This is a genomic window from Treponema sp. OMZ 855 (assembly GCF_024181145.1).
Taxonomy (GTDB): Bacteria; Spirochaetota; Spirochaetia; order Treponematales; family Treponemataceae; genus Treponema.
On sequence record NZ_CP051194.1, the window covers coordinates 575766 to 593572 of the forward strand.

Consider the following 17807-nt stretch of genomic DNA (forward strand, 5'->3'; position numbering starts at 1 on the left):
CAAGGAGTTAGCTGAAAATAAAGCGGAGACGTATTTATATACGTTGAGCATTTATTTTCAGCGTATGACGCAGTAGATGCGCCGTATATTTTCAAAAGGAAAGGTTGAACAGCCTCATTTATTCTGCGGGGAAATTTAAAAGGCTCCTGATGTGTTTGTCTAGCATGCTTATCTATCATAGCAATTTCTTTTCTGATATAATAGCCCTCCGATGAAACCTGCGGTACGGTCTAAAATAGAATTTTTACTATTTTTATGTATACTTGTATTCTCTTTTGCGATGCTCCGTCCTCTGATGCAGACGCTGGAAAAAAAATTGACGGCAGTGCGTTCGGTAGTTTTGACGGAATTGGAGCAAACATACAATATACGTCTGTCCTACGAATCGCTTTCTCCTTCGATTTTGCGGTCGGTTTCATTACGGAATGTAAAAGTCTATGACGCTGAACATAATATGGAAATGGCTTCTTTTGAAGCTTTTTCCATCCGATACCGATTCTGGGCGCTCTTATGGGGGAATACTGCCGAAATTTTAGATTCCGTGAATATTGCCGACGGATTTATAGACATAGACTTAGTGCACAATAAAGCACTTGCCGACAAGCTTAACGCGGCGATGGATGCTCAACCTTCCGTTCAGTCATCTGCAAATACCGAACAGATTCTTTCTTTTCTTTCCTCTCAAATGCTGAATGTGCATGTTAAAAATGTCCGTTTGAGATTTAGGAATGCTGTGCACGATATTGATGCAAAAATAACGGAGGGCTATTTCGGCATCAATGCGGAGGCATTAACGGTCAGTCTGAGCAGTACGGCTTTCTACCGCAATGCTGATTATACAGCCATCGGTCAGGCCGAAACGGGTCTTACTATCGAAGGAAAGTTTAACAAAAATTTGACTGCCGGTTCGGCTGTTGCCGATTTTTCTCATATTTCCACCGATCGTTTCGGTATACACCGGGTAAAACTATTTGCTGATTATCGTGATCAAGTTTTTACCTTTAACACTATGCAAGATTTTCAGCCCGTTGACTTTACCGCAAGCTGGAATATTGCAACAAACGATATAAACGGACGGTTTAGCTGCAAAGATTTTGCTCCTTTGCAGTCCGTGAGGGTATATAATGCCCCCAAAAGTATCGCCCAATTCGCTTCTATAACAATGTCCGGCAATGTTCAATTTGCGCTTTCGGGGCAGCATATCCAATGGGATACCGATTTAAGTTTCGATCTGCCGCCGTTGACGTTCTCTTCATACCGGCTTGCATCTTCTCGCTTGCAGCTTGCGGCGGAAGGAAAAGATGCAAAGATAGATGTTTCACGGCTTTCATTATCAGGGGCAGATGTAGATATTTTTTCCGAATTTACTTTTAACCTCAACACCATGATTCCTACCGGAACGGCTGCCATAAGACGGTTTAACCTTCCGTCCGGCGCTTCAGCGGCTGCAGATTTTCAGTTTTTTACGCGAGGAAAGACCTTCTTTTGCAAAATACCGAAATTGACCGCCGGCGAAGGAGCCCTTCATAACATCACTTTAGCAGTTAATCCTTCGGCCCAGAAAGCCGATTATACCTTATCGGCCGAAGACGGATATGGAAAGTATCGTTTTGACGGCTCTTATATTTATAACGAAGGCAGCAGCACTTCCGCTTCTCCTCATTTTGTAGAGCTGCATGGAACATTCGACGCTGTGGGTATCGGTACAATCTGCAGCTTTATTGAAGCGGCCGTTCCGGGTGTCGATATACCGCATGAAGCCGTTGAATCGCTCCAATGTACAACCGAATTTTATATTTCGAGTGATTTACGCAGTTTTTCATATAATTGCACCAGGTTCGTCTTAGTTTCAAACATACTGAATGACTTTTATGCACTGTTATCGGTAAAAGGCAATCAATCTTCCTTTGCATTGACCGATATCGAACTATCCTACAAAAATATGTCCGTTCGCGGAAATATCAATGCCGAATTTGAGCATTTAAGCGATATTATTTTTACCAGTTCTTTAGCGATTAACTCGATCGGTTATCAGGTGCAGGGAGTCTTTTCTCAGAATGTTCTCAATATTTACGGTGACTATGGTCTTGCAATCAGTGCTCTTTATGAAAAAGGTTCCGGCTTCAAAGGAACCGTCAAAACCAATGAAATACCGCTGCCTTTTTTGCCCCTCTTTTTAACCCTGGATTCGGAGTTTCAATATCATAATCGTACGGATTGGCTTTATGCTATCGATAACGGGTACGTCAGTTATGGTACACCTGTTTCATTTGCTCCGGCAAAGATTGGCTTTAAGTTTATGGGAAAAGCAGATCCTTCGGGATTGCTTTTGACTGAAGTAAAACTTGGCGATGACGACGCGCTGACCGGTACGCTGGCCGTAACGACAGCTTCTGCATCTGATAGTGAAGGCGGACAGAGCTACACTGCTGCGATGAATCTCGTTTCCCCCGATGCCGCCGAAAAACTTGAGTTTGCAGCAAAGCTTGATCTTTCAAGCGGAGATATCCGTGCAGACGGCTCGCTTAAACTTGATGCCATTTCGTTGGCTCGCTTTTTATACACGCAAGGAAAGCAGCATGCGGTGTCGGCGGATGTGGTGTTTTCGGCCGCTTCGGATTCCTTTTTAGCTCGATTGGATTTGTCTCAACTTTCGATGCTTGTTCAGGGAGAAGATTTGAACCTGGCCGGTTCCCTTATGATAGAAGATGAAAAAGCGGATCTGAATATTACCCGGCTTAAATGGGGTACGCATGAGGTTTCCGATATAGCGGGTAATTTTTCGCTTGCTGAAATGTCCGGAAGGCTCGAAGCCGATTATGCCGGTATGATTGCCGACAAACAGCTTAAAGCGCATATCGGTACTGTGTATACCGGCGTGCAGCCTGACGAAAAAGCTCAATCTGCGCTGCTTTCCCGGCTCAACAACGTAACGAAGCGCTTTACGATTAATATTTCTTTGAGCGATTGGCAGTTCGGTGACTTTAAGGGAAAGAATACGGTGCCGCTTTCTATGATCCGTGATCCGGGGGTTACCGCGTTTTATGCCGGAAAGAATGATGATATAACCGGCTTTATTTTAGACGATGGGGTTGTTTCGCTCCAATTGGCGGAATCTCTTCCGCTCAAGTTTAATTTGGACGGCACGGTAAAAAAAGATGCTTTAAATTTGCAAGTGTCGGGTATCCGTGCTGACGTTAAACGGATATGGGATATAACCGGTTTGGATTATGTACTCTTTTACGGTGGAACGCTTACAGGAGATTTGACGATCGGTGGCAAACCGATGGAGCCTGAGTTTAATGGGAAATTAGTCGGGCAGAATATAACCGTCAATTCTCCCCGCTATGCACCGGAGGTCTATGGGCCTGTTTTACTCGATATCATTGCGGACGGTACGGGGCTTGAGGTACCGTATACCGTATTGAAAGGGCCTTCGACGGATATTTGGGCGCGGTGCACCGCAGAATTTTCGGGTTGGATTCCCAACAATATTTCAGTTCAATGTGGAACGCTGGGAACCAAGATGGGGGTATTTAAGACCGATAATATCCTGTTCAAAGCGGACGGTCTTGTCGGCTGTACCGTTGAGATAAAGGTAACACCTACGCTTGTCGGCGTATACGGCTCCGCAACATTCGATTCAGGCTACTTTGTGTTTAAATTTGATAATCTTGATAAGTTCAATGCCGAATATGGAGGGGAGAGTAATATTGCTTTTGATATGAAGCTGGATTTACAGTTTGGTCATAAGGCCGAATTCCGCTGGCCGACTGCAGATTTTCCAATCTTAAGAACACTTGTTCCTACCGATTCTCCACTTTCACTGATTGCCGATGCCGAAACCGGTAACTTTACAATGAAAGGTGATATAAAAATGCGGGGAGGAGAAGTTTTCTATATTAAGCGCAGTTTCTATATCCGTGAAGGTTCCATCTCCTTTGCAGATGTGGCTAAGGAAATTGAACCGTTGGTAACATTAAGGGCAGAAATCCGCGATCGTGACAGTAGCGGTGAACCGCTCCGGCTTGTCTTGACGGCAAAGGATCAGTCATTATTCAGTTTTAATCCGGAAATCAGCTCGGATCCGCCCCGTTCTACGAATGAAATTATGCAGCTATTGGGACAAGTGGCTATCGGCGATACGGGGAAAGATAATCTATGGCAAAATCTGTTGGTTTCCAGTTCCGATATTCTGGCACAAGTAGGTTTTCTCAAAAAAGCGGAAAGCAAAGTCAGGGATTTTTTAGGGTTGGATGCTTTTTCTTTCCGCACGTTGTTGCTGCAAAATGCTATTTTTGGTAACCTGTTCGCTGCAAACCAGAATACTGTTTTAACAATGAGTAACTATCTTGATAATACAAGTGTTTATATAGGGAAATATTTCGGTTCGGCGATCTATGCGGATGCGCTGCTGCACTTAAGCCACTATGATTCCAAATCGCTTAAAAACGGCGGCTCAAAGCGTCCTGTTTATAAGGATCTTTTATTTCAACCTGAAATCGGTTTGGAAATGGCAACACCCTTCTTCTTGCTTCGTTGGTCGGTCGCCCCTACAAAACCGGATACCTTATTTGTAGGAGATGCTGCATTGACTTTTTCATGGAAATATTCATATTAAACTCAATACCCTCAAAGAGGGTATTGCCGTGCAGTTCAAAAATGCTCGGCGGTAATCATATTGTTGATAAGATGATGTAAATGAGATAGAGGAGTCTTTAATGTTAAAAAAGGTGATAGCCGTAACGGTACTCATGTTATCCTTCTGCTTTTTATGGGCACAAGCTCCCGATAATTGGTATGAAAACAAACCGATAACAACCATCGTTTTTCAGGGGTTGAAGAGCGTATCAAAAACCGAAATGGACGGTATTTTTGATTCATTTAAAGGAAAGCCCTTTTCCGATGCAACGTATTCGGAAATACTGCAAAAATTATATGCGCTTGATTATTTTTCCGACATTGTGCCCAAAGCGGTTCCTGCCGACATCGATTATCAGTATGTTCGGCTTGAATTTGAAGTAACCGAAAAGCCTGTCGTTACCCTAATAAAGGTAACGGGAAATTATCAAATTTCGCGCGGCGATATTTTATCCAAGGTACTGTTGAAAAAAGGCGATATCTACAATGAGATAAAAAAGAATGCCGACGAACAAACTATCAAAAATTACTATATAGAAAAAGGTTATGCATCCGCCGTTGTGAATTCAAATGTGTCCGAAAGTCCCCAAGGCGGCGTTATCCTTGAATTTACCATTACGGAAGGAAAGCAAACGATTGTTTCCGAAGTTGCCTTCCAAGGGAATACCGCTGTCGGAGAAAAGGCTCTAAAAGGTGTCCTTCTTACCAAACCGGCCAAATTCCTTGTCAAGGGAATTTTTCAAGAGAGTCTGCTCGCAGAAGATAAGATAGCTATACAGCAATTTTACGGTGAACGCGGTTATATCGATGCTCATGTTGAAAATATTGTTAAGGATATAGATTCGGAATCCGATCCGCAAAAGAACATGGTAAAGCTGACATATATCATTATGGAAGGCGAACAGTATACTTACAACGGAACTTCTTTTGAGGGAAATAAGATTTTTTCTACCGAAGATTTAAGTGCAAAAATAAGACTGGCACCGGGCAGTGTTTTGAATATGACTCGATTTGAACAGGGGTTTCAAGCCATCGCCGATATGTATTTTGAAAACGGTTATACTTCGAATTATATTGCAAAAGCAATGCAGCGTGATTCGACCACTAAAAAAGTATCATTCGTGATTACTATTGTTGAACGAAGTAGAAGTCATATCGAAAATATTATTATCCGTGGTAATGCACGGACAAAAGATTATGTTATACTTCGTGAGCTCCTATTTGAGCCGGGAGATGTGTTTTCAAAATCAAAATTTACCAATAGTTTGCGTAATTTATTTAATTTGCGTTATTTTTCTACGGTTGTTCCGGATGTACAGCCCGGTTCCGAGCAGGATTTGATCGATGTCATCCTCAATGTTGAAGAGCAGTCGACGGCAAGTATTCAATTCGGAATTACCTTTTCGGGTATTTCGGATGCCGACAGTTTCCCACTTTCGTTATTTGTGCAATGGCAGGAACGGAACCTTGCAGGACGCGGAAACGAACTATCGGTTAATGCGACTGCGGCAACGGATAATCAAACACTTCAACTCGGTTATGCTGAAAACTGGTTTCTTGGCTATCCGTTGACGCTTGGGTTTGATTTATCGATTACGCATAAATCGTTGTTTGATTATCAGGATATGGTATTCCCTTACGGGCCGTTTAAAAATAAAGAAGAATTTGAAAAGAATAAAGACTTGGCAAATGCTTACCGGATGCGATATGACCGCTTTGAAACAACCTTCGGCGTTCATACCGGATATCGATGGTATAACCGTTTCTTTACAACTACGCTGCGCGGCGGTGTAAACTTTTCATTGGTCAAGAACTTCTATGATACGTCTCTCTATCGCGCAGCTGATCCGACGATACGGCAGCAGGAGGCTAAATGGCGGCTCAGCAACTCGTTTTGGACACGGCTTTCGCTTGACGGGCGCGATATTACCTATGACCCAAGCAAAGGCTGGTTTTTAAGTGAACAAATCTCTTTCTTCGGTCTTATACCAAAAGTTGAAGATGAATATTTCTTCCGTTCCGAAACAAAAGCGGAAGCATATATTACTCTTGTCGATTATCCTGTTTCTGAAATTTGGAACCTCAAATTTGTACTGGCCTTTTATACGGGTTTCTCGTTCCAGATACCGATGCCGAACAGCCTCATCGGAGATAGCAGTAAACTCGCTATTGATGGTATGTTTACCGGCCGAGGCTGGCTGACGCTGGGATCGACCGGCAAGGGGAATGTGCTGATCAACCATTGGATAGAATTTAGATGGCCATTAGCGCACGGTATTCTCTCCTTTGACTTTTTTGCTGATGCGGCCGCCGTCAAAAAGGATTTGGCCGATTTAAAAACCTTTAAAATTGATGATTACTATTTCAGCTTTGGGCCGGGATTGCGCTTTGTTATTCCTCAATTCCCGCTGCGGCTGATGTTTGCAAACACCTTTAAAGCACAGAATGGTAAGCTGGTGTGGGGAAACGGAAGAGGAGCCGATTGGCGCTTCGTATTATCGTTTAATGTACCTAACCTATAAGAGGAGCAAATAGATGAAAAAATATGCTTTTATATTATTCTGTCTTGCGGCGGGTGCCGTTGCACTATCCGCGCAGCAGATAACCCGTTTCGCAGTTGTCGATACTTCCCGTATTTACTCTACTTTTTTGCGGGATTCCCGTTCCGTTCGCGACTATCAGGCAAAACAGGTAAAGTATCAAGCTGAAATACAGCGGATGTCCGATGAAATTATTGCCCTTCGTCAAAGAAAAGTAGATGCGGAAGCAATCGGAAGAGCCGATGCCGTCCAAAAATATCAGGCTGAAATCGACGTAAAGACAAGTTTCTTGCTTGAATATTCCAAGGCATGTAACGACGAGTTGGCAATGCTGCGGAAGAGCTTGGTAAGTGATGATGTATTTTATTCCCGCCTTTATGCCGCAATTAAAAAGATTGCAGAAAGTCAGGGGTATACGATGGTACTAAACTTACAACAGGGCGAAGCAATTATCTGGTATAGCCCGACTGTCGATATTACGGAAACCGTTATCCGAGAGCTCAGTTCAAACTAATATGACAAAACCGGCGTCGCTCACCCCGATGATGCAGCAGTATCTCTCAATAAAGGCGCAGTATAGAGATGCTGTTCTCTTTTTTCGCTTAGGCGATTTTTATGAGATGTTCAATGATGATGCAATCGAGGTGAGCAAACTGCTGAATTTAACGCTGACACAGCGGACGGGAAGTCCTATGTGCGGCATTCCTTATCACGCTTCACGTATTTATATTGCGCGTCTGCTGCGCGCCGGAAAAAAAATTGCGATTTGCGAGCAGGTTTCGGAGGTCGTCCCTGGAGAACTGACCGAACGAAAGATTGTAGAAGTGATTACCCCCGGTACCGCTACGGGGGAAGATTTTCTTGATCAAGGACAAAATAATTACCTTGCCGCCGTTTACTGTACACCGAAAGAAATTACTTGCGGCGCCGTTACAGACGTATTTATCGGGTTTGCCTATCTTGACGTCAGTACGGGAGAATTCTTTGCTACTTCTTTTCCGCGTGCCGATTTTACAGAGCAATTCAAAAAAGAACTCGGCCGTGTACAGCCGCGGGAAATCCTTATTCAAATATCGCTGGCCGATTCGGTGCCGGATTTAAAAACCTTGTGCGGAGAATATCCGCAGATGCTGCAAAACCTCTATCCCGACTGGCATTTTTCCGCCGTGTCCGCAGAAAAGCGGCTGTGTGCGTGCTTCGGTACCGAAACCCTTAAATCCTTTTCCTTAACGGCTGCATCTCCCGAATTACCGCCGGCAGGGCTGCTGCTTCAGTATTTGGAGCAAACGACAGGAGCGGCGCTGCCCCATATTACAGGCATAAAGGTATACCGCGACTCTGATTTTGTGATGATGGATGATGCGACCCGTAAAAACCTTGAGCTGCTGCAAAATCTGCATGACAATACGGATTCTTTTACCCTGTTTGAAACCGTCAACTATACAAAGACGGCAATGGGGACGCGCCTTTTGCGGCACTGGCTTTACCATCCGCTGCGAACCGCCGAAGAAATAAACGCACGGCTTGATAAAACGACGCTGCTTTTCCGCAATGAAAAGGCGCTCGCTGCCGTGCGGAATACCCTTGCGGCAGTGCTTGATATCCACCGGCTTACCGGCAGGGTTGCCATGCAGCGGGCTCACGGAAAGGATCTGTTAGGAATTAAGCAGAGCCTTAAAGCCTGCATCGAACTTGCCCGGCTGAGCAAAAGGAACGGCCTCTTTTTTTTACAGCTGCCGCAAAAACTGAGCAATGATATGGAGGGGATCTATACGCTTCTGGATAACAGCATCGCCGAAGATTGCCCGATTGTCCTTTCAGAAGGCGGACTGATTAAGCAGGGCTGGTCAAAAAAACTGGATGAACTGCGCGATACGCGGGATAACGCCAATAAGCTTTTGGAAAACTATTTGGAAAAAGAGCGGGAAAAATCGGGGATTAAAAACTTAAAAATCAAGTATAACCGGTTAAGCGGTTATTTCCTTGAGGTAACCCACGGCAGCCTTAAAACGGCGGAGATTCCTCAGCATTTTATTAGACGCCGCTCGCTGACAACTGCCGACCGCTTTACGACGGAGGCTTTAAGTAAGCTTGAAACAAAGCTGAACGATGTCGGCGAAAACATTATCGCCTGCGAAAAAGAGCTGTTTTTTGCAGTACATACGGAAGTATATAATCGAATTGAACTATTGCATCTTCTTGCAAAAGAAATTGCAGAATTGGATGTGCTTCAATCCTTTGCATATACCGCAGCGCTTCATGCATGGGTAAAACCGGAATTTTCCGCCGACGGGATTTTGGATATCTGCGAAGGGCGGCACCCTGTCGTAGAAAACCACTTGCCTACAGGCGAATTCGTGCCGAATAGCATACGGCTTTCTTCTTCTGCCGCTTCTGATATCCCTTCGTTTGCGCTTATTACCGGGCCTAATATGGCCGGTAAGAGCACCTTCTTGCGGCAGACTGCCCTCATTACACTGCTTGCACAGGTCGGTTCTTTTGTGCCGGCTGAAAGAGCGCTGCTTACCCCCGTCGATTGTATTTTTTGCCGGGTTGGCGCCAGCGATAACCTCGCCCGTGGGGAATCTACCTTCCTCGTCGAAATGACCGAAACTGCCTATATCTTGCGGAATGCCTCGGTTAACAGCCTCGTTATTATGGATGAAATCGGTAGAGGTACTTCGACGGGGGACGGGTTTTCAATTGCGCGGGCGGTAAGCGAATATCTTTTGCATACGATCGGTGCAAAAACCCTCTTTGCAACCCATTACCATGAGCTGGCTCAACTTGTCCATCCGCGGCTGCAAAAGCTTTGTTTGGATGTATTGGAAACCGAAGGAAAAATCGTATTCTTAAAGAAGGTTATCGAAGGGATCGCAGCCCATTCATACGGGGTGCACGTTGCGGAACTTGCCGGGCTGCCGGAAACGGTTATCCGGCGGGCGACGGAGCTGCTGAACGCACAAGTGCCCGGTACTACCATACCTACGGACTTTACCGTACCGGCGAAGAAGAAAACGAGTCCGGAAAAGAATCTCTTTAGTGATGAAGAAATGGTTATAAACGAAATCCTTTCTACAAACGCCGACGAAATTACGCCGCTTCAAGCGCTGCAAATGATTACCCGTTGGAAAAAAACGCTCTTTGCCGGGTACTCCTGATGCTTGCAATTTTCAGCCGTTCTGATTATGATACGGGCATCACACATATCAAGGAGTATGATTATGGCTTATAAGATCTCCGATGCTTGCGTCAATTGCGGTGCATGCGAGGGCGAATGCCCCGTAGGTGCTATCAGTGAAGCAAATGGCGCACGAGTTATCGATGCTGATGCTTGCATCAGCTGCGGTGCATGTGCCGGCGTTTGTCCTACGGAAGCAATTTCCGAAGAATAACGTGTAGGTTTCTTGGCGGCAGTTCTGGAACCGCTCTCAACGGTTCGGTATGCACAGGCTGCCGCTACTATTTTATTGTAAAAGGTTTAAAGCGTGAAAGAGTATTTTCATAAAATAGCGGCCGGTTATAAGTCCCTATTTTTGAAGGTGTGTACATTTGTTTTACTTTTAGGAGGCTGCCTCCTTTTCAGCTTTTGCATTGTCTATCCGCTTTGGCTGTTGGCAACGCGGTACACACAAACGTATACCGCTATCAGTCTTTTGCTTTTTTCCGCCCTTCTGTTGTTTTTTATTGTTAAGCGCAGTATAAAAAGCTATAAAGCCCATCCGCGAAGATTCCTCTATTCGCTCATAAAAAAGCTCATTCTCTTCGGAGGATTGATCCTCTTCTTTGTATTTATTTTTGCTTATCATCGTATCTTAGCCTTTTCGGTGCTTATCCTCTCGTTTATATTATACGGTTTCGTAGCCTTTGGGTTTTCGGAAGACCGGATATAGCGCTTCCGGTGATGAAAAAATTTCCGCTCTGCTGCGCATTTATCTTTTTTATTCATATTGTTGCGGCAGCCCAGTACGCGGAACTGCCGCTGATACCGGAGCTGTCTCCGCAAAATCATATTTTTCAGCAATATAGCGATGATGTCCTCTATGCACGGAAAGCGCTTGCAGCCGGAAAAACCGCCCATGAATTACCCCTGCAATTTTACCGCTATAGAGCACGAAAAGAGGATACCATTATCCGAATCGCTGCCCGATGCAGTATTCCTTATGATGCATTGATCACTTTAAACGGTATCGAATCCGTCAAAACCGATATTTCAGGCAAAATGCTCTTGCTGCCGGCTTTACCGGCGCTCTATCTTCCCGAAAAAGCGGTTTCCGATATCGAAAAATTGACCGAAGCGCTGTGTAAAAAGCTTAAAACCGAATCCTTTTCCATTACGCTCCCTTCCGCTGCAAATCCCGAGAAAAAGATACGGGTAGAATGTTTTCCAAATGCGATGCTTGACAGCACCGTGCGCAGCTTCTTTTTTGTTCCGTTCTATCGGTTTCCGTTGCAGCATGCCGTTGTTACATCAGACTTCGGTATGCGGAAAAGCCCTTTTACCGGAAAATCAACCTACCATGCAGGCATCGATCTTGCCGCTCCAACCGGAAGTCCTGTCTATGCCTGTGCAGCAGGTACGGTTATTGAAATTGCATACAGCAATATCTACGGCAATTACATCCTGATACGCCATGATGACGGCAGGGAAAGTCTGTACGGACATCTCAGCAAGGTTCAAGCCCGCTTGTATGAAAAGGTAAAATCAGGTATAGTAATAGGGTATGTCGGTTCTACCGGTCTTTCCACGGGGCCTCATCTACACTTTGAGGTACGCGAGCAAGGAAAGGCAAAGAATCCGTCTCTTTTCATTGATACAAAGAAAGCAAAGTCATGAAGCAGCTCTTGTGTATAACATCATATTTTTTCTTTTTTGCCGTTTCTTTTTTTTACGCTGACAGCTTTAGGGTCGGTAATATGCATTCGTATGTCTTTGACAGGGATGCGTTTGAACCCGTATCGCTTACTATCGGTTATAATGACGCTGTTTCATTTGCGGTTAAAAGCGGTTTTTTGTTTTTGGAAGGGATAGAACTTGAAATAAAGCAGGATAAGGCAAGTATGAATTATCCTAATTCCATCGCCTATACGGTGTATACCGATATAAAACCGCAACCTTCAAAGAAATATATCGACTATTCTGCAAAAAAGATCAGCACGGCGCTGCTGCCGAATAGGTTTTCGCATATTCTGAGGATTCCGGTAAAAAAAGACTATACTTTTAAGCACATAAAGAATAGCGAACTCTTACCGTATACAGGCCTCATTGGTGTAAGTCCTATTATGCTGCGGCTGAGTCCTGTTATGAAAGGCTTGCCTGACGATTTTGAGCAAGCCTCTTTTACGGTTATCATCCGCCCCCTTCTGATTGCTGAAGGCGGCTTAAAGCTGAAGCTTCAATTTCCCGAAAAGGAACAAAAACCGATTACCGTGCAGCTGAATAACGAATATCTTACACAGTTCGAAGATTTGCAGCTGTTATTGCCGGGAACGTATTCGGTAAGTATCAGTTCGGATGCGTATCGAACCGAAATGCGCTCCTGTATTGTCGAGCGGGGAAAAATCACGCAGCTGGAAGTTCAGTTGAAATCTATTACGCCGTTACTGCACATACAAGCACCCGAACACACTGCAGTGTTTCTTGATAATCAAGAGATAACGCTTTCAAAAGAACCGCTGCCGGTTGCCGTAGGTGTGCATACCGTTGTCTTTAAGATGGGAACGTATGAACTCACCCGTCAAATTACCGTTGAGGAAGGAAAGACCTACGAAATGACGATGACGATGGATGTTCTCTTGCAGGAAATTACAAATTAAAATTGAAATGCATTAAGGTTTAGTACATCAAAGCCGATATATAGAGTATCGGCCGGTTAGTTCCCCTCCCACCCATTAACCGGCCGATAGCCAGACGGCGGGCCGGTTCTTTAACCGGCTTTTTTTTTGTGCACCCGCTTTCATTCCTCTAAAGCGCTGCGGCGTAATAAGGATATGAAGGCGGATAGGCTGCTTTTAAAATACTAATCTTATTCCTGCTTTGATATTTAATGAATTGGCAATCTTGCCGGATACGTATGGATCTTCTTGTGTACCGATGGAACCGTTACTATGTTTTGTTTTAGTTTTCGTGTATACGGGGGCATATAAAGTATCCGACACGCCGCCGTAGATTCCGACCATTTTAGTAAACATATAAGAAATATTCAAATCGACGCCGCCGCCGATATTGACCTGTGATTTTTCCTTTTTGTCTGACCCCTCAGGGTAGTTTCGCCCGCTTCCGCCGATGCCGAGTCCGGCACCGAGTCTTAAATCCAGATTCTTTACGGGGTGGAATACGTAGAAGAACCCGAACTGGCTGTCGATTGCATAGGTTAAGTCTGCATCTATCAAGTTTCCTGAATATGACCGTGGGTATGAAGTCTTATACCAATAGTCCTTTCCGAAAGCAAAATTTGCAGTTCCGTATACTCCGAAATTTTGAATAAATTCGACGCCGAACAGTATATTCAAACCGCCGGTATGAGCTGTCCATGATTTGTGTCCGCTGCCGGAAGGCTCGCGGCTGCCAAAATAGGTGTACACCGGGCCGAGCTCAAGGTTCATCTTTACGTTAGCGGAAAGAAAACCTACCGAAAATACGGTGAGTAAACAGAGCATACAAAGTCTTTTCTTCATATCTTATAATCCTCCTAAAAAGGTATAAAGTTAGCGCAAGTATGGCATTTTTGCTTGTTTCAGTCAATGAAACACTACAGGGCAAACGCACCGGCCGGAATCCCTATGAAAGGCGGTTTGTCCCGTATACTCACGATTTGTGTTTGTGTTTTTATCGAAAACGGTGTATACTATATTTAAAAAAAAGGGTAAAGTGTGGGTACTTAAAAAGATAGCATATTTAATTCTATGATAAAGCCTAAAGACTAGTACGAGGAGGTAGGATATGAAAAAGCTGTATGTGAACTCTGTCAGTATTCTTTTTGCAGTACTGTGCCTTGTATTTACGGCATGTAACGGTATGCTTACCGACGGAGATACCGGCACCGTACGGGTTGTTATTGGGGGCGGGGGAGCAGCCCGTTCAGTTGATGCGGCAGGACTGCCTATTTTTCACAAAGATAATACAACAATCACCGTTACCGATGAAAATGGGCATAAGTTGGTAGATGCAGAACACAGGACAGATGTAATGCTTCAACTTCCCGTCGGTACGGAAATTACTATAGAAGTGAAGGTTACAACGGCGGCAGGCGAGTGGCGCGGTTCAGAAGAACACACCGTTACGGCAGGGGACAATTTAATTTTCGTAAAGCTGTCTAAAACACCGAAGATCATGCGGAATATCCTTATAAACGGTGCCGGACGTGCGGCATCTCTCAAGCTGGAAAGCGGTGAACAGCTTTTAAAGAATATTCCTATCGAGCATAGTGCGCATCATGATGTTCACCCTGTTATTGCACGGGACAGTATCGGCAGAATATATGTACTGTATCGGAATAAGCACTCGGTTACCCAGACTACTCATTTACGGCGTATCGATGTAGAAGGGAATGGCGGTACCGATACCGGATTTCACGATAAGATTGTCGATGCACTGCCGCCCTCTACTATCGATACGATAACGAATATGGCGATTGATGTAAAACATAACTACATTTTTTTGTTTGACGGTAGTACCGTTTATTGCCTCAAAGAAAAAGAAGACCATTCGTTTGAATATATCGTACAGGACAGCTTCCCGATTCCTGTTTCATCCCCTAATGTTAGTGCTGCGGCAGTTTATGATGATGTATTATTTGTGGTGTATGGCACTACCTTGTATGCCTGTAAGTTTAAAATTGAAGAGTTGCCTGCTCATCCGGGGCGTAAGCGATTACAATTTAAGCCGGTTGGAGGACCTGATGCTGCGAGTCTAAATCTTCCTAAACTGCGTACAGATACCGTTTTCGGCAATAACCTCACTAACTGTACAGGCCTTTTTGCCGACGAAGACAATGTGTATTGCCTGCTCAGCGAGAATAGCGTAGCGGGTAACCAGTGGTATATGGTGGGGTCGGTTGTGCAGTGTGCGTATAAAGACAACGGCACTCTTGAACAAAAAGGCGTTAAGGGGCTTAATCCAAAAGCCGGCGGAACTGATCCCGTTATTACATTTGATACACGGTATTTTTCCAATCCGGTAGGCTTTATCGGCAGCGATGAGGACAACCTGTACATCGCAGACGATGGAGTTGATTTTGCCTATATAAATGAGAACTGGCATATAACCGCCAACAAAAACCGTATCGCTGTGCTTAATCGGAAAACTCATGGGGTAACTTTCAAAGATGCGGGTGCAACGTGGTATGAGCAAAAACCTGAGTACAAGCTCCCCAATACGAAGATACTGTTGTGGGAGAAAAGCGATAACGGTGTTACTGTGCCTAACTATTATGGTATGAAATATTGGCTCGCCGATAACGCGAACACACCTTGCCCAACAATTCCTGACGATCAGTTCTGGTTTTCCAGCGAACAGACTACTGCTCCTACCGATGTGTTCTGCTATGACCAAGACGGTAATCTGTATATACTGTGGAAAGACAACAGTTTATATTGCACGGTAAGACGCTTTGCACTGAAAGAAGACGGTTCGTACGATAAGACTTCGGCTCGAGACTTGGATTTACGAACATCGACTACTATTGCTGCTATTGCTGTAGATATTTCCAATGGGGAAAATTATTTATATTATGCAGAGGCGAATAGTAGTAGTCCGCATACTATAAAAAGGTTTAAATGGGGGCACGCCTCCGGTTATGAAGACTTTCCGGATGCCGAGGCTGAGACTTATAGTATCACAGTTCCGGCAAGTGAAAAAGTTACCGCACTTGCCGCAAATAATGATGGGGTGTTTGTCGGTGTAAGGACAATAAGCATATCTCCTGCCGGTTATACATTATCGGTAAAGAAATACGCCAAGCAGGACGGAGCCGATAAAGGAGCAATTACTGTCGGAGAACTTCAATTGACTCCTACGGAACCTAGTGGTCCCTATCCGCAATATACGAAAATTGATAACACTGTTAATGATCTGCGAATAGTTAACGGTGTGTTGTATGCTATTACATCAAAGCTAGAGAAGAATATGAAATATGGCGATCCGGCTTTTTCCTATTATGGAATTGATGAATTTAAGAGCAGTGGAATACTGTATAAAATCGCTGAAACTGCAAAAACATTGTTCTCCGGTGACGCAGAGAAAGTGCATGAAAAGAGTCCCATACCTCCGGATGGTACGGATCCGGGAGTCAGCTATGGATTTTACCGCTTTATCGCTGTTAAGCCGAAAAAGCTCGTCATTGCTTCGGATGGAGCTTATGCTGTAGGAGGAAATACTTCGGGGGCGCTGAGTCCGCTGCCTGATCCTCAGAGTGACAATAAAGTTTTGGAATACGATTTAGACGGAAATTTGAACTCACCGGAAGAAAAGGAAGCCGGTGGTAAATTCTCTATGGAGTTATGTCCCGGTTCCGGTTTTGAGTGGAAATAACCCGTAAGATGACTTTTCGCCAACGCTGCGCAGTGCGCTTCGGGCGTGCAGCGCAGCACAAGCCGCTTGTCAGCCTCTGCGTTCCGGTGTACGGGACGGAGGGGCTGGTCGGGCGGTTTTTAGACACAGTGTTACAACAGGCGGATGCACCGCTGGTTGAAACTATTATTGTCAACGACGGCAGCCCGGGCACAAAAGAACTGCGGAGTATTGTTAAAATATACGCAAAGCGATTTAATGCGCAGGGGCTGCCGTTCGTGTTTTTGGAACACGGGAAGAACCTTGGGCTGGTGGAAGCACGCCGGACAGCGGTAAACGCTGCATCGGGGGAATACATCGCCTTTGCCGACTCCGATGATGAGCTGCCTCCAAAGGCTCTCCATATACTGTACGATGCCGCCTGTGCGTCCGGCGCGGATATTGTGCATGGAAAGGCAGCGGTATTCGGTACGGAAGGGGAACCGGAAGCACGTGTTGCCGTTTTTGTACGAAGAGCTCAAAACGTATACGAGGGTGTTTTACATGGCGATGCAATTATGCACGGATTTCTGATAAAACGCCTCTATTCGGACTTTTTGTGGGGCAAACTTTTTAAAACTAATCTTGTTCAAAAGGCCTACGCAGCCATTCCCTTTACCTATTGCACTATGGCGGAAGACGTTCTTACCTACTTTTTTATTGCCTTATATGCGGATAAATATCGAGGTATTCCCGATATTGTCTACAATTACTGCATCAACACCGGCGTTACTTCCCGCAAAGAAATCTCCGACCTTGCCGAATGGGAAAAAGTATGCTCCGCTGCTTCGGTGTTTACCATTATCCTTTCTTATTTGGATGACCACCCCTCCATCGGCAGCGAAATACGCAAAGCAGTCAAAGCCCTCGGACGCACATACCGTACCGATAACCTCAAACAGCTGGAAGCCTGCGTTACTCCTGTATTACAGGAAGAAGCGCGAGCAATGCTCGATGAATGGTGGGGAATAGGGGTACGTAATTAAGAATTTTGGTTCGTTTTGCAGGAGCTATTAAAAACACTCCGATGTATTTGCTTCGTCATGTGGCGAAACATCTCGCCGTAAGGCTTTTTC

At 44.8% G+C, this 17807-nt stretch carries 11 protein-coding genes; 9 read left to right on the forward strand and 2 right to left on the reverse strand.

The window, feature by feature from the left end; genetic code table 11:
• The first annotated feature begins 211 nt into the window (after window positions 1-211).
• The 5 genes from E4N65_RS02720 (at window position 212) to E4N65_RS02740 (ending at window position 10576) form a co-directional block, all read left to right on the forward strand.
• Window positions 212-4621, forward strand: coding sequence for a translocation/assembly module TamB domain-containing protein (locus tag E4N65_RS02720; protein ID WP_253673963.1), 4410 nt, complete (start codon window positions 212-214; stop codon window positions 4619-4621).
• A 100-nt stretch (window positions 4622-4721) separates the two neighbouring features.
• Window positions 4722-7163, forward strand: coding sequence for an outer membrane protein assembly factor BamA (gene bamA / locus E4N65_RS02725; protein ID WP_044013514.1), 2442 nt, complete (start codon window positions 4722-4724; stop codon window positions 7161-7163).
• A 13-nt stretch (window positions 7164-7176) separates the two neighbouring features.
• The gene (locus tag E4N65_RS02730) at window positions 7177-7695 is read left to right on the forward strand and encodes an OmpH/Skp family outer membrane protein (protein WP_253673965.1); all 519 of its coding nucleotides are present in this window, start codon (window positions 7177-7179) and stop codon (window positions 7693-7695) included.
• Between the two features lies 1 nt (window position 7696).
• Window positions 7697-10342 (forward strand): DNA mismatch repair protein MutS, encoded by a 2646-nt coding sequence (mutS, locus tag E4N65_RS02735; protein ID WP_253673967.1) that lies wholly within the window; start codon window positions 7697-7699, stop codon window positions 10340-10342.
• A gap of 63 nt (window positions 10343-10405) precedes the next feature.
• Window positions 10406-10576 carry a DUF362 domain-containing protein gene (locus E4N65_RS02740; RefSeq protein WP_044013508.1) on the forward strand — a complete coding sequence of 57 codons (171 nt, stop codon included), beginning with the start codon at window positions 10406-10408 and terminating at the stop codon, window positions 10574-10576.
• Between the two features lie 168 nt (window positions 10577-10744).
• Here the strand turns inward: E4N65_RS02740 and E4N65_RS02745 are convergent, their stop codons facing one another.
• Complete coding sequence (locus E4N65_RS02745) at window positions 10745-10990, reverse strand: hypothetical protein (RefSeq protein WP_253673969.1); 246 nt, start codon at window positions 10988-10990, stop codon at window positions 10745-10747.
• A gap of 95 nt (window positions 10991-11085) precedes the next feature.
• Here E4N65_RS02745 and E4N65_RS02750 point away from each other — a divergent pair, with 95 nt between their 5' ends.
• Together E4N65_RS02750 and E4N65_RS02755 are read left to right on the forward strand one after the other, a co-directional pair.
• Window positions 11086-12018 (forward strand): LysM peptidoglycan-binding domain-containing M23 family metallopeptidase, encoded by a 933-nt coding sequence (locus E4N65_RS02750; RefSeq protein ID WP_253674861.1) that lies wholly within the window; start codon window positions 11086-11088, stop codon window positions 12016-12018.
• Window positions 12019-12098: 80 nt separating this feature from the next.
• A complete protein-coding gene (locus E4N65_RS02755) occupies window positions 12099-12998 on the forward strand; it encodes a hypothetical protein (RefSeq protein ID WP_253673970.1) in 900 nt (299 codons plus the stop codon).
• A 195-nt stretch (window positions 12999-13193) separates the two neighbouring features.
• On the opposite strand, the gene E4N65_RS02760 is transcribed toward E4N65_RS02755, so the two are convergent.
• A complete protein-coding gene (locus E4N65_RS02760) occupies window positions 13194-13859 on the reverse strand; it encodes a DUF2715 domain-containing protein (RefSeq protein WP_253673971.1) in 666 nt (221 codons plus the stop codon).
• Between the two features lie 265 nt (window positions 13860-14124).
• Here E4N65_RS02760 and E4N65_RS02765 point away from each other — a divergent pair, with 265 nt between their 5' ends.
• Together E4N65_RS02765 and E4N65_RS02770 are read left to right on the forward strand one after the other, a co-directional pair.
• A complete protein-coding gene (locus E4N65_RS02765) occupies window positions 14125-16713 on the forward strand; it encodes a hypothetical protein (RefSeq protein ID WP_044013393.1) in 2589 nt (862 codons plus the stop codon).
• An 8-nt stretch (window positions 16714-16721) separates the two neighbouring features.
• Window positions 16722-17717, forward strand: a complete 996-nt coding sequence (locus E4N65_RS02770) for a glycosyltransferase family 2 protein (protein WP_044016918.1) — start codon at window positions 16722-16724, stop codon at window positions 17715-17717.
• Window positions 17718-17807: the final 90 nt, after the last annotated feature.